The sequence below is a fragment of the Allobosea sp. NPDC003192 genome (genome assembly GCF_050275675.1).
Classification (GTDB): domain Bacteria; phylum Pseudomonadota; class Alphaproteobacteria; order Rhizobiales; family Beijerinckiaceae; genus Allobosea.
This window is the reverse complement of the sequence record NZ_JBNNPK010000028.1, coordinates 18,655-31,903: the sequence shown is the minus strand read 5'-3', so window position 1 is coordinate 31,903 and position 13,249 is coordinate 18,655. Positions and strand designations below refer to the sequence as shown.

Here is a 13,249-nt window from a genome sequence, read left to right as displayed (position 1 = left end):
GTGAACGAACGCGACGCGGACACGCTCGGCTTCTATGCCGCCGAGGCCGAGGTCTACGCAGGACGGGCGCGCAGGCTCGGCGAGGCGCGGTTGCAGCGCTTCGCCGGGTTGCTCCCCACCGGCAGCAAAGTGCTCGAACTCGGCTGCGGCGGCGGGCAGGACAGCCAAGCCCTGCTCGCGCTCGGCCTCGACGTCACGCCGACCGACGGCTCGCCCGAGCTCGCCGCAGAGGCACAAAAGCGGCTCGGTCGGCCGGTCTCGGTACTGCTGTTCGAGGACCTCGTGGCCGAGGCGGCCTTCGACGGGATCTGGGCCAATGCCTGCCTGCTGCATGTGCCGCGCCCGGCCCTGCCCGGCATCCTCGCCAAAGTACACCGGGCGCTGCGGCCGGGCGGGGCCTTCTATGCCAGCTTCAAGGCCGGCGAGGCGGAAGGGCGCGACCGCTTCGGCCGCTACTACAATTATCCGGACGCCGACTGGCTGCGATCTGCCTACGGCGAAGCTCGCTGGAGCAGCCTCGACATCCAAGAGGATCTTGGCGGCGGCTACGACCAGGAGCCGACGCGCTGGCTCCATGCTACGGCGATCAAGTTGTCTTGAAGCGAAAGGCGCAGCCTTGACGCCGCGCGATCCGCACCCAACTTCTCGATGCCATGACACGCCGCAAACTCCTGCGCCTCCTCGGCATCCCCGCTTTGCTCAGCTCGACTGGGCTCGCCTGGGCTTCGTATGCGCGCTCACGCAATCCCTATTACCAGGGTCCGGTCAGCGATCATTTCAACGGGGTGATCTTCAGCGACGGCCGGCCTGTCACCAAGGGGCTGACCGACGTGCTGCGCTGGCAGTTCTCGAAGCGCGAGCGCGAGGTCTTCCCGGCGCAATACGAGGCGCCGCCTCAGGACAAGCCGCCGGCGCGCGTCGAGGGCCTGCGCGTGGTCCATCTCGGCCACGCATCGTTCCTCTACCAGGTCGCCGGCCTCAATATCCTGATCGACCCCGTCTTCTCCGAGCGCGCCAGCCCGTTCTCCTTCTTCGGACCGAAGCGAGTGAATGCGCCGGGCGTCGCCTTCACCGACCTGCCGAAGATCGATGTCGTGCTGGTCACCCACAACCACTACGATCATCTCGACGTCGAGACGCTGGCGCTGGTGCATGCACGCGACAATCCGCGCATGATCATGCCGCTCGGCAACGACGTGATCGTCAAATCGCGCGAGGCAAGCATCCAGGCCGAGGCCCATGACTGGAACACACGGCTGGACCTGTCGGACAAGGTCTCGACCACATTGGTGCCGAGCTATCACTGGTCGGCCCGCGGCGCCTTCGACCGGCGCATGGCGCTGTGGTGCTCCTTCGTGATCGAGACGCCGGCGGGCAAGCTCTTCCATATCGGCGACACCGGCTATCATGACGGTTCGCTCTATGAGCGGCTCGGCCAGGAACATGGCCCGTTCCGCTTGGCGGCCCTGCCGATCGGCGCCTATGAACCGCGCTGGTTCATGAGCGACAACCACATGAATCCGGAAGAGGCGGTCGCGGTGATGCGCTCGCTGCGGGCCGAGCAGGCGCTCGGCCACCATTGGGGCACCTTCCAGCTCACTGACGAAGGCGTGAGTCGCCCGCCCGAGGCGCTGAAGGTCGCACTGGCGAAGGCGGAGGTGCCCGAAGAGCGCTTCCGACCGATGCGCCCGGGGCTTGTCTGGGAGGCGCGAGGTTCACCTGAGCCAGTTTAACCTCAGTCTTCCCGGGCGACCGGAGGGAGACCCGAGACCCATTCCGGAACCTCTTTCGGAAACGCTCAGGAATGAATCCCGGACCTCCGCGGCGCTCCGTCCGGGATGACCAAGTTTGGTCAGGAGTAGGATTACCTATTTCGGCTGGACGTAGACATTGATCTCGAGGTTCGGATCGGCGGGATCCTTGAGATCGCTGACATATTCCTCGAGGAAGGCGTCCTTCACGACGACATTCTTGGCCTCGAGATAGGCGGTGATCGTCTCATAGGTCGAGTCGATATCGTCATAGGGCGCAGTGTGGACGAAGCGCAGCGAGCGCCCGGCCGGCGACTGGCCGTTGCGCACGCCAGACGCGAGCGGCTTTCCGGCGTCTGCCGCCCTGTCTACCGGCAGCATCGCCTCGAACTTGAAACCGTTGTCGTCGGTCTCGACGAACAGGCTGAGCGGCCGGCCGGCAACCTTGAGCCCGGCCTTGTCGGCCTCAGCCCGCAGCAGCGCGATCGCCTCCGAGAGCTTCTGGAAGCCCTGATCCCAACTCGCCTGACCGGCAAGCAGCAGAACCGGCTTGGCGACCAGCTGGATCTCGTCGACATCCGAAGGGTCGCCCTGCTTGCCGGCAAGCGTCGCATTCGGGTTCGGGACGCCGGTCTGCTGTTGCTGCACGGGCGGCGCCGGCTGCGGATTGGGCAAGGTCGGTGGCGGCTGGACGGGCTGCGGCTCGACCGGCGTCTGAGGTGCGGGCGCTGGTTGGACCGGCTGCGGCACGACCTGCCCCTGCGGAGCCGGCGGCGGCTGCACGGGCTGCGGCTCGACCGGAGCCGACGGAGCGGCCTGGCTCTGGGTCGGGGCTTGCTGAGCGGGCTGCGCATTCTGTGCCGGCGTCGCCGCTCCGGGCGGTGCGGCAAGCGGCGTGCTCTCCACGGCCGTCGGCGGCGCAACACGCGTCTGCGCGGCGGCCGGATAGGCAAAGGCAAGCACAAGGAGAAGCGCGCTGAATCTCGACTGCCGCATACCCGAACATCCCGAGCTGACACGACCGATTCGCGCCGAGCCGCAAGCTACGACGATCGCGTTACGGCAGGAAGATCGCGAAGGGTGGCAATTTTTCGGCGTCAGGCTCATATACCCGCATCATCAACGACGTGTGACCATATGAACGCCCTCGCCAATCGCCGGTTCCTCAAGATGAACGGACTCGGCAACGAGATCACCGTGCTCGACCTGCGCGGGACAAAGCATCTCGTCACCGAAGCCGAGGCGCGCGCGATCGCGAGCCAGGAGCGCACCCGCTTCGACCAGCTCATGGTTCTGCACGACGCTAAGGCGGCGGGCATCGACGCCTATGTCCGCATCTACAACACCGATGGCTCGGAAGCCGGCGCCTGCGGCAACGGCACGCGCTGCGTCGCCTGGGCGATGACCGCCGACCCCGAGATGGGACAAGCCGGCCGCGACGGACTCCTCTTGCAGACCAAGGCGGGACTTCTGCCGGTTGCGCGCCTGTCGGACGCCGTCTTCACCGTCGACATGGGTGCGCCGCGCCTAGCCTGGGACGAGATTCCGCTGGCCGAGCCGTTCGAGGACACCAGCCGCTTCGAACTGCAGATCGGGCCGATCGACGATCCGATCCTGCATACGCCCTGTGCCGTCAGCATGGGCAATCCACACGCCGTCTTCTTCGTCGACGATCCCTATCGCTTCAACCTCGAGCAGATCGGACCGCTGCTGGAGAACCATCCGATCTTCCCGGATCGCGCCAATATCGGCCTCGCTGCGGTCAAGGCGCCGGACCATATCGTGCTGCGGGTCTGGGAGCGCGGCGCCGGCATCACCCGCGCCTGTGGTTCCGGCGCCTGCGCGGCACTGGTCGCGGCGGTGCGCCGCGAGCTGTCAAATCGCAAGGCCACCGTCAGCCTGCCCGGCGGCGACCTCGTCATCGAGTGGCGCGAGAGCGATGGCCATGTGCTGATGACCGGGCCGGCCGCGCTCGACTGGGACGGCGTGCTGGAGCCCGGGCTCTTCGCCGCCGTCGCCTGATGGGCGTCGAGCTCGTCACCTTCGGCTGTCGGCTCAACCTCGTCGAGAGCGAGACGATCGAGCGGCAGGCGCGCGCCGCCGGCCTCGCCGACATCGCGGTGATCAATACCTGCGCAGTGACCGCCGAAGCCGTGCGCCAGGCCGGCCAGGCGATCCGCCGCCTCGCGCGCGAGCAGCCGGAGCGCCCGATCGTGGTGACCGGCTGCGCCGCGCAGATCGAACCGGCACGCTTCGCCGCCATGCCGGAGGTGGCGCGGGTGTTCGGCAATGCCGAGAAGCTCGACGCGGCGAGCTGGCGGACGCTTGCAAGCTCCAACAGCCTGCGGGCCACGGATAGGAACGACGATTCGACCGCCAAGATCGCCGTCGGCGACATCATGCAGGCGCGCGATGCTACCCCTCACCGCACGCAGGCGCTCGGCCTGCACACGCGTGGCTTCCTGCAGGTGCAGAACGGCTGCGACCATCGCTGCACCTTCTGCGTCATCCCGCTCGGACGCGGCAATGCCCGCTCGGCCGAGGTCGATGAGGTCGTGGTGCAGGCGCGTCGCCTCGTCGCGGACGGCGCCAGCGAGATCGTGCTGACCGGGGTCGATCTGACGAGCTATGGCCGGGAGCGATCCGACGGCCCGACGCTCGGTGCACTCGTCGGCACGATCCTCGCCGCATTACCCGAGCTGAAGCGTTTGCGCCTTTCCTCGCTCGACGCGGTCGAGGTCGACGATGATCTACGCGCCCTGATCGCCGAAGAACCACGACTGATGCCGCATCTGCATCTGTCGCTGCAATCGGGCGACGACCTCGTCCTGAAGCGGATGAAACGCCGGCATAGCCGCACGCAGGCGGTGGATTTCTGCGCCGAGATGCGGAGCTTGCGTCCCGATCTCGTCTTCGGGGCCGACCTGATCGCCGGCTTCCCGACCGAGGACGAGTCGATGTTCTCCCGCACGCTCGCCCTGATCGAGGAGTGCGGCCTGTCCTATGTCCACGGCTTCCCGTTCTCGGCGCGGCCAGGCACGCCGGCAGCCCGCATGCCGCAGGTCGCTGGTGGCGAGATCAAGGAGCGGGCGGCTCGCCTGCGCGAGGCGGCGGAAGCGGCGCATGCCGGGCATCTCGCAGCCCGCATCGGCCGGACGCTCTCCGTTTTGACCGAGCGCGGCGACACCGGCCGGGCCGAGGATTTCACCCTTGTGCGCTTCGGTCGCAGCATCGAACCCGGCCAGATCCTGCCGGTGACGGCCCATGCCCAGGCCGGCAAATCCCTGCTGGCGGCTTGACCGATCGGCCCATGCCGGCCCAATAGCCGCAGCAATTCGCCCGTCTCGTTACCGTCGCAATCCGGAATTAGCCCGTGACCATGACCAGATCGCTTCGCCTGTCCGCCGCCCTCGCCGTCACCCTGTTCGCCGGAGGCGCCGCCGCGCAGTCCTATGGCGATTCAGCCAGCGGCCTGTCGGTCTCGCCGCCCGCCGGCTTCAAGGCGGAGGCAGGCAAGGCACATCCGCAATTCGAGGTGACCATCGACATCAGCTCGAAGACGGGCGCCCCCAAGGCGGTCAATGCCGCCGGCCAGCTCTGCACGCTCGGCTTCAAGAGCGCGACCCAGAACGCCCAGCTGACCCGCGAGGCGATCAACGAGCAGATGGCCAAGCCCGAATGGCAGCAGCTCTATCGCGAGATGTTCGAGACGATCGGCACCGTCTCCGACTTGAAGCTGTTCGAGCACCAGGGTTTCGCCGGCGTCGAGCTGATCGTGACGCCCAAGGCCGGGCCGAACGCGCAGAACGTGCGCATGTTCACCTCGACCCTCGAGACGGCCAAGGGCCGCACGGCGCTGATCTGCGCCACCGACCAGGCCAGCCTCGCCGCTGCGCTGCCACAGTTCAAGGCGCTGCGCGCGACGATTCACGCTCCGGAATAAGAGCCTTCGGCGAGATCGGAGCCCTTTTTCTTCGAGACGGCCGCTCGCACGGTGTCCTCGATATGAGGTCACTGAAGCCAGAACGGACTCAGCCCGTCTGCGCGGCGATCTCCTCGCGCAGCGCCCTGCGCAGCACCTTGCCGACATTGGTCTTCGGCAGGGCCTCGCGGAAGATGATCTGCCTGGGCACCTTGTAGCCGGTGAGGTTCTCCTTGCAGAAGGCGCGCAGCTCCTCGGCCGTGACGGCCGGATCGCGCTTGACCACGAAGGCTGTGACCGCCTCGCCGGAATGCTCGTCCGGCAAGCCGATCACCGCCGATTCGAGCACGCCGGGATGCTTGGCGAGCACATCCTCGACCTCGTTCGGATAGACGTTGAAGCCGGAGACCAGGACCATGTCCTTCATCCGGTCGACGACCTTGACCTGTCCGTCCGGCAGGAGGACGCCGACGTCGCCGGAACGGAAATAGCCGTCCGCCGTCATCACCTTGGCGGTCTCGTCCGGCCGGTTCCAGTAGCCGGCCATCACTTGCGGCCCGCGAATGCAGATCTCACCGGGCTGGCCGGCCGGCATGTCGTTGCCCTCGGCGTCCCGGATGGCGAAGTCGGTCGACGGCAGCGGATAGCCGATCGTGCCGGTGAACTCGGTGATGTCGGTGCGGTTGACCGATGCGACCGGCGAGGTCTCCGACAGGCCGTAGCCCTCGATGATCGGCCGTCCCGTGACTTCCTTCCAGCGCTTGGCGACGGCAGCCTGCGTCGCCATGCCCCCGGCGATCGCGAAGCGCAGCTCCGAGAAGTTCACATCCTTGATCTCGGGATGGCTGGCGAGCGCGTTGTAGAGCGTATTGACGCCGGAGAAGAGCGTGAACCGGCTCCCCTTCAGTATCTTGACGAAACCGGCGATGTCGCGCGGATTGGCGATCAGCAGGCTCTTGGCGCCGATGCGCAGCATGAACATGCAGCAGCAGGTCAGGGCGAAGATGTGGTAGAGCGGCAGCGCCGTCACCATGACGTGCTGATAGTCGTCGCGGCCATGCGGCGCCTCGAGCTCCCAGCCGAGCCAGAGCGCACATTGCGCGACATTGGAAGCAACGTTGCGATGGGTCAGGGTCGCGCCCTTGGCGACGCCGGTGGTGCCGCCGGTGTATTGCAGGAAGGCGATGTCCTCGGGCACGATTGCGACCGGGATCATCTGCGACGGCGCGGCGAAGATCGATTTCAACGGCACCGCGCCCGGCAGGTTGTAGGGCTTGACCACTTTCTTGATCTTGCGGGCGACGAAATTGACGATCGCCCCCTTGAAACCCATCAGGTCGCCGGCGGTAGCGACGACGATGGCGTCGAGCTTGATATTGGGCCGCGCCTCCTCGACGACATGGGCGAAATTCTCGATCACCACCAGCGCGCGTGCGCCGGAATCGTTGAGCTGATGCGTGAGCTCGCGGGCGGTGTAGAGCGGATTGACGTTGACCACGGTGAAGCCGCCGAGCAGCGTGCCGAAGATCGTCGCCGGATTGGCCAGGATGTTCGGCATCATCAGCGCGATGCGATCGCCCTTCTCGAAGCCCTGCGCCTGCAGCCAGCCAGCGAAGGCACGCGCCGCGCGCCCGACCTCGGCGAAGGTGATCGACTTACCGAAACTCTCGAAGGCCTGACGATCGGGATAGGTCTCGCAGGCGTTGCGGATCAGATCGGCCAGCGTGCCGACCCCGGTATCATCGATCACCGGCGGCACGGCCGGCGGATAATGCGCCAGCCAGGGACGCGTATCCGATGTCGCCTGAACCGCGGAAAGAGCCGTCATCCTCATCCTCCCCTCTGCGGCCTGCCCTGTTGCCGGGCGTGAGCACCGCGCGGCGGACGCTCGGCTGCCCGCCGGTCACGTTCCGCACCTTATGATTGTCTGGCGCTACACTGCGCAAGCCTAGCGGCGGGCGCAAGCACCCGCCGCTAGAAAGTTTACATATAAACCTTCTCGCTGCAACAGCCGGCGCCAAACGTCGCGCCGGATCGCAGGCAAGGCACCGCACCACAGGCAGAGGCGAATCCGGTCAGATCGAGACAAGCTGACCGGCGAATCTGCCCTTACCCTTTTAGTTCATAGACTAAAGTCTATAAGCTGCTTGTGCGGCGACTTGCCGTGCAAGCTCTAGCGCGCCTGTGCCATCGCCTGCGCCGCGACCACCGCATCGGCCGGCTTGCCGGCGAGCTCGGCGAGATGGTCGAAGCGGGCGCTGAAGGAGCCGACACCGGCCGTCGCCGAGCGCAATTCGACGATCAGACCGCCCATCTCGGCCTCGGGCATCAGCGCGTTGATCTGGTCCCAGCCGCGCCAGCCGGGCCGCGCATCGTAGCCGAGTATCTGGCCTCGCCGCGCCGAGACGATCGCCGAGGCCCGCGACATCGCATCCGAAGGAATGACGATCTCGACCGCCAGAATCGGCTCCAGCAGCACGGGCCTGGCCTGCGGGCAGGCCTCGCCCATCGCGATCCGGGCCGCCTGGCGGAAGGCCATGTCGGAGGAATCGACCGTGTGGTAGGAGCCGTCCGTCAGCGTCACCTCGATATCGACCAGCGGGAAACCGAGTGGCCCGCGCTGGCAATAGTCGCGTACGCCGGCCTCGACCGAGGAGATGTACTGCTTGGGCACGACGCCGCCGGTGATGCGGTCGACGAAGCGGATGCCTTCGCCACGCTGGAGCGGAGCGATCTCCAGTACGACATCGCCGAACTGGCCATGGCCGCCGCTCTGCTTGCGGTGCCGGCCGCGGGCGCTGGCCTTGCCGCGCAAGGTCTCGCGATAGCCGATCTGCGTCGCACCGCTGTCGACATTGACGCCATAGCGGCCGGCGAGCCGTTCGAGCGCGACGCGCAAGTGCATCTCGCCCTGGCCGGACAGGCGCATCTCGCCGAACTCGGCACGATGCTCGAGCGCGAGCGCCGGATCCTCCTCGATCAGCTTGGCGAGGCCGGTGGTGAGCCTGACATCGTCCTTGCGATCCTTGACGCCGACCGAGAGCGCATGGACCGGCTCGGGCGGCGCGACGGCACTGACGATATCGGGCCGGATCTTGCCGACCGCGATTGCGTCGCCGGTACGTACCCCTTCGAGCCGGGCGAAGGCGACGGTCTCACCCTCCTCCGCCGCCGGACGGCGCTGCTGCTCGGAGCCCTTGAGCTCGAGCACGCCGGCTATACGCGCCTCGACCCCGCCGGACGAGGTGATCACATCGCCTTCCGCCATCCGCCCGCGCAGCACGCGGGCCAGAGAGAGCTTGCCGCCCTGGCCGGACTGCCAGGTCTTCAGCACCAGAGCGAGCGGCGCGCCGCTGTCGACGACGCCGATCCGACCGCGCGTCACCTCCAGGGGCGGCGCCTCGTGCCGCAGCGCCTTGAGCAAACGGGTAACGCCGTTGCCGCGCTCGGCCGCGCCGATCAGCACCGGGACGACATGGCGTTCCTTGAGCTCGCGCGCGAGGTCGTCGAAGACGAGGTCCCGCGGCGGCTCGATGTCGCCGAGCAGGCCTTCCATCAATTCGTCGTCGTAATCGGCGAGCTTCTCCAGCATCGAGAATCTCGCGTCGCGCTCGCGCTCGACCTCTTCAGGCGCCAGCGGCACGACCTCGCTCGGGGCATGCTCGCGATAGATGAAGGCGCGCTCCAGGGCGAGGTCGATGAAGCCGACGGCGATGCCGCCCTGCCAGATCGGAATCTGCCGGAGCAGCAGTGGGGTACGCGAGGCGCGCTGCAGCAATCCGAGCGTCTCGCGCACGCGCCGCGAGGCGGAATCGATCTTGTTGAGGAAGAGGAAGCGCGGGATGTCGGCCTCCTCGAGCTCGCGCAGCACGAGCTCCAGCGCTGGCGCCTTGCGGTCATCAGCCTCGCAGACCACCACCGCGGCGTCGACCACCGGCAGGACATGGCGCATCTCCTGGAGGAACTCGACCGAACCCGGGCAGTCGATGAAGGTGTAGCGTTCGCCCATGAAGTCGACGCTGGCGACATTGGGCTCGGTGCTCATCTGATGCGAACGCGCCTCTGGCGAAGCGTCGCCGACGCTGTTCTTCGTCTTGACGGAGCCGGCACGCGAGACGGCACCGCAACGCTCCAGAATGCTCTCGAACAGGCTGGTCTTGCCGCTCTGGAAGGGGCCGACGAGCGCGATGCATCGCGGCCCCCTGCCTCTGACGCCGGACGGGTTTCCTCCATTGCCGGAAGTCGCAGCCATGTCGTCCTCCTTCGGGTCTGGCCGCGCGGACGACGGCCTTCAAGGCTTGAGTCCGATGCAGCGATTGACCGGCGGGAACTGAAACGGAGCGCCCACGCCGGCGGGGCGGCGGTCGCTCCGGCCCGACAGGGTCGGGCGGCCGTCGAAGAGGGATGTCGAGGGGCAGGTTCGCGCCGTTCCGGGACCGGCGCAAGCGGAATATTGCCCACAGGCTCAGGCCGGCTCTGACCTGCGCAGGCCATGTGCCTCGCCCCATTGCGCCATCGCCTCGAAGATCGGCGCGAGCGCCCAACCTTGCTCGGTCAGCGCATATTCGACCTTGGGCGGCACCGTCTCCTGCACGCTGCGGGAGATGATGCCGTCCTCTTCAAGCGCCCGCAGCTGCAGGGTCATCATCCGCTGCGTCACATGCGGCAGGAGCCGGCGCAGCGCATTGAAGCGGCGTGGTCCCTGCGTCAGCTGGAACAGGATCAGCGCTTTCCACTTGCCGCCGATCACGTCGATCGTCGCCTCCACCGGGCACCAGACATAGGGGATGTCCTTCAGCGAGGGGCGCATGGCAGCTCCAAGTAAGTATAAAAATTGTGCGTACTTATCCTTCTGATACTGCCCTGTTATCTCCATCGCAGCAACCGATGGAGGACCGAGATGTTTGCGATCATGGGAGCGACGGGACAGACGGGCGGCGCGGCTTTGGCAGCTGCGCTCGCAGCCGACCATGCGGTCAGGGCGATCGTGCGGGAGCCGAGCCGTGTGGCGGCGCTGGCCGAGAAGGGCGCAGTTCTGGCAAAGGCCGACCTCGACGATGTCGAAGCGCTGACGGCCGCCTTCGCCGGCACTGATGCGGTCTACGTCCTGAACCCGGTCCCGCACGCCGCGGAGGACGTCTTCGCCGCTGCGGCGAAGAACGGAGCGACGATCGCCGAAGCGATCCGGCGTGCCGGCGTGCCGCATGTGGTGGTGCTGTCGTCGAGCGGCGCCCACCGCACGGAAGGCACCGGCATCGTGCGCGCCCTGTACGATTTCGAGCAGGTGCTACGCGGCTCCGCGCCCTCGCTGACCTTCATCCGTGCCACCGAATTCATGGAGAACTGGGGTAGCGTCCTCGCCGTCGCCGCCGAGCACGGCATCCTGCCGAGCATGCGCCAGCCACTCGACGCCGCCGGCGAAACCGTCTCCGCGATCGATGTCGGCCGGCAGGCGGCTGCAGAGCTTGCCCGCCCGCATGCCGGCGAACGCATCGTCAACCTGAAGGGGCCAGCGGAGTATTCGCCGGAGGATGCGGCGCTGGCGCTGGCTGAGCTGCTCGGTAAGCCGGTCATGGCGGTGCCGACGCCGCGTGAGGAATGGGAGCCTGGCCTCGTCGCTGCGGGCTTGAGCGCGAGCCATGCGCGCGAATTGGCCGGGCTCTACGATGCGATGAACGCCGGCCGCGCCGCCTTCGAGGACGTCGGCGAGACGCGCCGCGGCAGCGTCACGCTAAAGGAGGCGCTGGCGGGGCTGTTGGGCTAGCGGTTGCGGCGCTGCCCGCGCAGCGTCGGCAGGCCGATGCCGACCGCGTCGAAGCCGCCATCGACGGCGAGGACCTGGCCGGTAATGTAGCTCGCCTTGTCGCTACACAGGAAGAAGATCGCCTCGGCCAGCTCCTCTTCCGCGCCATAGCGGGCGAGCGGGATGGCATCGTGATAGTCGGCGCGGATCTCGGGCGAGTGCACGGCCTTGGCCATCGCGGTCTCGACCGGGCCGGGCGCGACGGCGTTGACGCGGATGCCGAGCCCCGCGAGCTCGGCCGCCTGCTGCTTGGTGAGATGGGCGAGCGCCGCCTTGCTGGTGCCGTAGGCGACACGCAGCGTCGAGGCGCGCAGGCCTGAGATCGAGGTGATGTTGACGATGGCCCCGCCGCCATTATCGGCCATCACCAGCGCGGCCGCCTGGGTCGTCAGGAACGGGCCGTCGAGATTGACGGCGAGGACGCGCTGCCATTCGGCATAGCTAGTTTCGAGCAGCGGCTTGAACACGGCGGTTCCGGCATTGTTGACGAGCGCGTCGAGCCGGCCGAAGCGCTCGACCACTGCATCAACCGCCTCCCCGACCTGTTCGGGCGCTGCGACGTCGCAGCCGATCGACATCGTCGCCGTTGGCGCGTCGAGGTCGGCCATCGCCCTGGCCAGTTCCGGCTCATCGATGTCGAGCAAGGCGACGCGCCAGTTGTCGGCGAGGAAACGCTTGGCGGTCGCGAGCCCGATCCCGCGCGCGGCCCCGGTGACGAGGGCGGTCTTGATCGAACTCTCGGACATGATGCTGCTCCGCAATCTTGGGACTGTCGCTTGCATACAGCCCGACGCCGCCGGCCGGAAGCGCGCCTATAGCATCGGACCGAAAAGTGGAATCCACTTTTCGGAAGAATCCCATGCGATGACACTATGATAGATCATCGTGACCGCATCCGTTTGGATGCGCGATGATCTAACGAAATGCGGCCAGCAGCAGGAACAGACCGGAGAGCAGCAGCATCCCGTCGAGCAGGATCTGGAAGGTGCGTTCATCCATGCGCCGCACCAGCGCCTTGCCGACGAAGGCCCCGAGCATCAGCGAGGAGCCGACGATGAAGCCCTTGGCGAAGATCGCCAGCGGCATCGCGCCGAAGCTGCGGAAGGTCCCGACCTTGGTCAGGTAGATGAACAGCGAGGTCGCGGCCTCTGTCGAGAGCAGTGCACCCTTGCTCAGGCCATAGGCGGCGAAGGCGGGAACGCTGAGCGGCCCGGTCGAGAGCACGAGGCCGGTCAGGAAGCCGATCGCCGCCCCGGCCACAGCGAGCTGCCAGAGGCCGAGCCTGATCTGGCGCACCGCGAGCCAGCGCCGCCCGGGGATCATCAGCAGAAAGAACAGGCCGAGGCCGATATCGATCGCCGCAGCCGGCAATTGCAGCAGCGTGCGCGCGCCGAGCATCGCCGCCGGGATGCCGGGCAGCGCATAGGCGAGGAAGGCGCGCCAGTCGACCTCGCGCCACCAGGCCGCGAGCCGCGCCAGATTCGCCATCACCGCGGCCACCGCCATGATCGGCACCGCTTGCTTCGGCCCGAAGGACCAAACCAGCACCGGCAGCAGCATGATCGAGGAGCCTGTCCCGACCACGCCGCCGACAGTGCCGGCGATCAGCCCGACGAGCAGGGTGAACAGCGACGCATAGGACAGAATCTCGGCCAGCATGTCGCATCTCGTCGCCTTGCCGGCGAAATTGTGCAAGATGATCGGACACGGGCTCGGACCAGTCGCTGCGGCGTCTCGACAAACCCGCCGCCCTGCTGTATGGCCACGCCCTCA

12 protein-coding genes are annotated in these 13,249 nt (G+C 67.3%); 6 read left to right on the top strand and 6 right to left on the bottom strand.

Annotated features, from left to right (window positions below; translation table 11 throughout):
- Complete coding sequence (locus ACQKLX_RS27190) at positions 1 to 600, top strand: class I SAM-dependent methyltransferase (protein WP_427364685.1); 600 nt, start codon at positions 1 to 3, stop codon at positions 598 to 600.
- A 53-nt stretch (positions 601 to 653) separates the two neighbouring features.
- Positions 654 to 1,733, top strand: coding sequence for an MBL fold metallo-hydrolase (locus tag ACQKLX_RS27185; protein ID WP_427364684.1), 1,080 nt, complete (start codon positions 654 to 656; stop codon positions 1,731 to 1,733).
- A gap of 135 nt (positions 1,734 to 1,868) precedes the next feature.
- Here the strand turns inward: ACQKLX_RS27185 and ACQKLX_RS27180 are convergent, their stop codons facing one another.
- The gene (locus ACQKLX_RS27180; protein WP_427364683.1) at positions 1,869 to 2,747 is read right to left on the bottom strand and encodes a GyrI-like domain-containing protein; all 879 of its coding nucleotides are present in this window, start codon (positions 2,745 to 2,747) and stop codon (positions 1,869 to 1,871) included.
- A 141-nt stretch (positions 2,748 to 2,888) separates the two neighbouring features.
- Between ACQKLX_RS27180 and dapF the strand changes: the two genes are divergently transcribed.
- From dapF to ACQKLX_RS27165, 3 genes are all read left to right on the top strand, one after another.
- Positions 2,889 to 3,773, top strand: coding sequence for a diaminopimelate epimerase (gene dapF, locus ACQKLX_RS27175; RefSeq protein WP_427364682.1), 885 nt, complete (start codon positions 2,889 to 2,891; stop codon positions 3,771 to 3,773).
- Positions 3,773 to 5,050 carry a tRNA (N(6)-L-threonylcarbamoyladenosine(37)-C(2))-methylthiotransferase MtaB gene (mtaB, locus tag ACQKLX_RS27170; RefSeq protein WP_427364681.1) on the top strand — a complete coding sequence of 426 codons (1,278 nt, stop codon included), beginning with the start codon at positions 3,773 to 3,775 and terminating at the stop codon, positions 5,048 to 5,050. Before dapF ends, mtaB begins: the two co-directional genes overlap by 1 nt.
- Before the next feature lie 74 nt (positions 5,051 to 5,124).
- Complete coding sequence (locus ACQKLX_RS27165) at positions 5,125 to 5,694, top strand: hypothetical protein (RefSeq protein ID WP_427364680.1); 570 nt, start codon at positions 5,125 to 5,127, stop codon at positions 5,692 to 5,694.
- A gap of 88 nt (positions 5,695 to 5,782) precedes the next feature.
- Here the strand turns inward: ACQKLX_RS27165 and ACQKLX_RS27160 are convergent, their stop codons facing one another.
- From ACQKLX_RS27160 to ACQKLX_RS27150, 3 genes are all read right to left on the bottom strand, one after another.
- Positions 5,783 to 7,501 (bottom strand): AMP-binding protein, encoded by a 1,719-nt coding sequence (locus ACQKLX_RS27160; protein WP_427364679.1) that lies wholly within the window; start codon positions 7,499 to 7,501, stop codon positions 5,783 to 5,785.
- Between the two features lie 345 nt (positions 7,502 to 7,846).
- The gene (locus ACQKLX_RS27155; RefSeq protein ID WP_427364678.1) at positions 7,847 to 9,925 is read right to left on the bottom strand and encodes an elongation factor G; all 2,079 of its coding nucleotides are present in this window, start codon (positions 9,923 to 9,925) and stop codon (positions 7,847 to 7,849) included.
- A gap of 213 nt (positions 9,926 to 10,138) precedes the next feature.
- A complete protein-coding gene (locus tag ACQKLX_RS27150; protein ID WP_427364677.1) occupies positions 10,139 to 10,483 on the bottom strand; it encodes a winged helix-turn-helix transcriptional regulator in 345 nt (114 codons plus the stop codon).
- 90 nt (positions 10,484 to 10,573) lie between these two features.
- Between ACQKLX_RS27150 and ACQKLX_RS27145 the strand changes: the two genes are divergently transcribed.
- Positions 10,574 to 11,437 carry an NmrA family NAD(P)-binding protein gene (locus ACQKLX_RS27145; protein WP_427364676.1) on the top strand — a complete coding sequence of 288 codons (864 nt, stop codon included), beginning with the start codon at positions 10,574 to 10,576 and terminating at the stop codon, positions 11,435 to 11,437.
- On the opposite strand, the gene ACQKLX_RS27140 is transcribed toward ACQKLX_RS27145, so the two are convergent.
- Both ACQKLX_RS27140 and ACQKLX_RS27135 read right to left on the bottom strand, forming a co-directional pair.
- Entirely contained in the window at positions 11,434 to 12,222 is a 789-nt protein-coding gene (locus ACQKLX_RS27140) for an SDR family NAD(P)-dependent oxidoreductase (protein WP_427364675.1), read from the bottom strand. The genes ACQKLX_RS27145 and ACQKLX_RS27140 overlap by 4 nt on opposite strands.
- A 169-nt stretch (positions 12,223 to 12,391) precedes the next feature.
- Positions 12,392 to 13,135, bottom strand: a complete 744-nt coding sequence (locus tag ACQKLX_RS27135; RefSeq protein WP_427364674.1) for a sulfite exporter TauE/SafE family protein — start codon at positions 13,133 to 13,135, stop codon at positions 12,392 to 12,394.
- Positions 13,136 to 13,249: the final 114 nt, after the last annotated feature.

Excerpts from the sequence above, each read along its gene's own strand:
- ACQKLX_RS27185 (WP_427364684.1), top strand. The coding sequence starts at position 654 with ATGACACGCCGCAAACTCCTGCGCCTCCTCGGCATCCCCGCTTTGCTC.
- ACQKLX_RS27180 (WP_427364683.1), bottom strand. The coding sequence starts at position 2,747 with ATGCGGCAGTCGAGATTCAGCGCGCTTCTCCTTGTGCTTGCCTTTGCC.
- dapF (WP_427364682.1), top strand. The coding sequence starts at position 2,889 with ATGAACGCCCTCGCCAATCGCCGGTTCCTCAAGATGAACGGACTCGGC.
- mtaB (WP_427364681.1), top strand. The coding sequence starts at position 3,773 with ATGGGCGTCGAGCTCGTCACCTTCGGCTGTCGGCTCAACCTCGTCGAG.
- ACQKLX_RS27160 (WP_427364679.1), bottom strand. The coding sequence starts at position 7,501 with ATGACGGCTCTTTCCGCGGTTCAGGCGACATCGGATACGCGTCCCTGG.
- ACQKLX_RS27155 (WP_427364678.1), bottom strand. The coding sequence starts at position 9,925 with ATGGCTGCGACTTCCGGCAATGGAGGAAACCCGTCCGGCGTCAGAGGC.
- ACQKLX_RS27150 (WP_427364677.1), bottom strand. The coding sequence starts at position 10,483 with ATGCGCCCCTCGCTGAAGGACATCCCCTATGTCTGGTGCCCGGTGGAG.
- ACQKLX_RS27145 (WP_427364676.1), top strand. The coding sequence starts at position 10,574 with ATGTTTGCGATCATGGGAGCGACGGGACAGACGGGCGGCGCGGCTTTG.
- ACQKLX_RS27140 (WP_427364675.1), bottom strand. The coding sequence starts at position 12,222 with ATGTCCGAGAGTTCGATCAAGACCGCCCTCGTCACCGGGGCCGCGCGC.
- ACQKLX_RS27135 (WP_427364674.1), bottom strand. The coding sequence starts at position 13,135 with ATGCTGGCCGAGATTCTGTCCTATGCGTCGCTGTTCACCCTGCTCGTC.